The 3304-nt window shown below is 76.1% G+C and carries 2 protein-coding genes; both read left to right on the top strand.

Annotated features, from left to right (window positions below):
- Positions 1–288 precede the first annotated feature (288 nt).
- Complete coding sequence (locus EAO77_RS37175; RefSeq protein ID WP_147992681.1) at positions 289–1482, top strand: ATP-grasp domain-containing protein; 1194 nt, start codon at positions 289–291, stop codon at positions 1480–1482.
- Positions 1483–1547: 65 nt separating this feature from the next.
- Complete coding sequence (locus EAO77_RS37180; protein WP_261994334.1) at positions 1548–3263, top strand: IucA/IucC family protein; 1716 nt, start codon at positions 1548–1550, stop codon at positions 3261–3263.
- The last annotated feature ends 41 nt before the right edge of the window (positions 3264–3304 follow it).

Below are 3304 nucleotides of genomic sequence, written 5' to 3' on the forward strand. Positions count from 1 at the left end.
GGCCGACACCGGGGCCGGGATCACGGGGGGACTCCTCGTACGGGCAGGGGGCGGCGCACACCGCGGCGGAGCGCCGCGGGGGCCTGAGTAAGGGTCACCTTACTCATAATCGGGCGGCGTGCTCGCGAACCCCGGCACGGGCGCGCCGAGTTGGCAGAATAAGGCTTGCCTAACCTAAGCTCACCGGTCATGACCAGGAACGGGGCCCGGCCGGGTGCCGTCCGCCCCGACCTCCCGTGCGCGCGGAAGCGACCCCCTCGGCAGTGATCCCCCGGAAGTGACCTCCTGATGCAGCTCCATCTGCTGGCCCTCAACCCGACCGACTCCGTCACGGAGGGCTTCCTGCCCGCCGCGCGCGCCATGGGGCTCGACGTCACCGTGCTCACCGACCAGCCCGGGCCGCACCGCGCCGCCTACCCGGACACCGAGGTCGTCCGCTGCGACGTCCGCGACTTCCGCGCCGTGATCAGCGCCGTGGCCCAGGGCCCCGCCCCCGACGCCGTCTTCACCAACAGCGACCACCTCCAGGCCCAGGCCGCGCTGGCCGCCGACTGGTTCGGCCTGCCCGGCAAGGACTGGCGCGCCGCGCTGCGCGCGAAGGACAAGGCGCAGATGCGGCGCCGGCTCGCCGGGGCGGGCGCCGACACCGTGTGGGCCGCCGAGCTGGCCGCGGACCGCGAGCCGGCCGAGTTCCTCGACGGTCTCGCCGTGCCGTACCCGTGCGTCGTCAAACCGCGCGAGGGCGTGGCGGGCGAGGACGTCGTCCGCGCCGACGACCGGGCCGCCCTCCTCGGGCACTGCGAACGCATCAGGGACCGCCGGCCCGGCGCCGCGCTGGTCGTGGAGGAGTTCCTGCCCGGCGACCTGTACACCCTGGAGACCCTCGGGGACGGCGACAGACTGCACGTGCTGGGCGGCTTCCGCACCGAGCTGTCGCCGCCGCCCCACTTCGTCGAGGAGCGCCTCACCTTCGTGCCCGCCCACCCGGAGCCGGTGGTCGAACAGGTCCTCGGCCAACTGGAGGCGCTGGGCGTCGGGTTCGGCGCCTGCCACACGGAGTTCGTCGTCCACGAGGGGCGCGCCCGGCTGATCGAGGTCAACTACCGCGCCATAGGCGACCAGTGCGATCTGCTCCTCGCCGAACTGCTGGGCATCCCCTACTTCGAACGGGTCCTCGCCACCCATCTCGGCCGCCCGCTCCCGGACGACCTCGGTGCGCGCACCGGCCGCGCCGCCCGGCTGGACTACCCGTGCGCCGACCGGCCCGGCACTCTGACCGCGGCACCCGGACCCGCCGATCTCACCTTCGGCGACGTCCGCCTGACCTACCGTCCGGCGCGCGAGATCGGCGAGTGGCGCGAGGTCCACCACAGCAACCGGGACTTCCTCGGCATCGTGCGCGCGATCGGCGACAGCGCCGAGAGCGTCGACCGGGCCGTGGACGGCTTCCTCGCCGGCCTCCACTGGGAGATCACTCCGTGAGCCCGTTCGACCCGGCGGCCGGCGCACCCCGGCCTGCGGCCCCCGCCGGCGACCCGGCCGCCGCGCTGCTGCTGCGGGTGCTGGGAGCGCTGCTGCGCGAGGACGTCGCCGGGCTGCGCAGCCGCGCCACCCCGCACCCCGCGCCCGACGGCCTCTGGCTGCGCCTGGCCGGAGCGGACGGGGACGCGCTGCTGCTGCCGGTCCGCGAGGACGGCTTCCAGGGCGACCGGACGGCCCGGCTCCCCCTGCTGCGCCGCGAGAGCACCGGCACCGACCTGACCGGCTGCGACGACGTCCTCGCCGCGCTGGCCGCCCATGCGGACCCCGCCGACCGCCCCGGGTTCGACGCCTTCGCCCGCGAATGCCGCCACGCCCTCGACGCGGCCCGCCTCCACGCCGCCACCGCCGCCGGGACGGCCGCCGCACTCGGCGACCGGTACGGGCCCGACCCGGCCGGCTGGACCGGCCCGGCCGCGTCGCTCGCCTTCGACACCCTCGCCGCGCGCACCGACCACCCCGTGTACCCGGCCTCCCGCAGCCGCCTCGGGCTCGGCGAAGCCGAACTGCGCGCCTACGCACCCGAGTTCCACCCGGCGTTCGCCCTGCGGCTGCTCGCGCTCCCGGCCGGGGCCGTCACCGCGGCGGGCACCGCCGCGGCGGGGGTGCTGCCGGTGACGCCGTCCGCCGCGGGCCTTCCCGAGCGGCTCGACGCCGGCCACGTCCTGCTGCCCGTGCACCCCCTGACGGCCGCGGGACCGCTGCTGGACGCGCTGCGCGCCCGCGGCCTGCACGACCGCGCCCACCTGGCGCCCCCCGGGCACGGCCCCCTGGTGGTGCCCACACTGTCGATGCGGACGGTCGCCCTGGCGGCCGATCCCCGCGTGCACATCAAACTGCCGCTCGCCACCGCCACCCTCGGCCTGCTGAACCGGCGCACCGTCAGACCCGGCACCCTGCGCGACGGAGCCGCCGGGCAACGGCTGCTGGAGGCCGTCGTCGCCAGGGAGCCCCGCTTCAGGGACACGGTCCTGCTCGCCGACGAGACCGTGTACGCCCATGCCGGGCACGAGCTGCTCGCCGCCCTGACCCGCACCCTGCCCGCCGCGGCCGACGGCGCGACCGTGGTCCCGCTCGCCGCACTGCTCGCCCCCGCACCCGGTGGGGGCCTGGTGATCGACCACCTCGCCCGACGGCATTCCGCCGGGGACCCGATCGCCCTCCTCGACGCCCTCCTCACGCTGCTGTTCGACTGGCAGACCACGCTCTTCGGCTACGGCATCGCCCTGGAGTCCCACCAGCAGAACGTGTCCCTGGTGCTGGACCCCGCCGCCGCCCATCCCGTGCGGCTGCTCCTCAAGGACAACGACGGCCCTCGGGTCAACACCGTCCGCCTCCGCGCCCGCCTCGGAGACGACGCCCCGGACCCCGGCTTCGACGACCCGCGCGTGCTGTGCGCGGACGACGCTCCCGTGGCCGACCTGTTCACCACGATCACCCTGCATCTGTGCGCCGGCGCCTACGCCTTCGGCCTCGCCGCCCACGGCCGCGCCCCGCTGGCGGAGCTGCTGCGCCTGGTGCGCGACCGCCTGGACGAGGCCGTGTCCAGGCTCGGCGCCGCGCACGGCGGCGACGTGCTGCGCAGCCGGGTGCTGGAGGCGCCCAGGCTGCCCGTGAAGGCCATGGTCACCGCCGGCACCCTGCTGACCAAGGCCCGGTCGGGCGCGAGCGACATCAACAAGCACTACACCACCGGCCCCAACTACCTGCCGCGGGAGGCATGACCGACGATGCCCAGCACCACCCCCCGCCCCCTGCCCCGCAC

The sequence above is a fragment of the Streptomyces sp. T39 genome (assembly GCF_008042045.1).
Lineage (GTDB): Bacteria > Actinomycetota > Actinomycetes > Streptomycetales > Streptomycetaceae > Streptomyces.

What these genes read in the sequence shown, in the direction of transcription:
- EAO77_RS37175 (WP_147992681.1), top strand. Translation starts at nt 289, where the DNA reads ATGCAGCTCCATCTGCTGGCCCTCAACCCGACCGACTCCGTCACGGAG.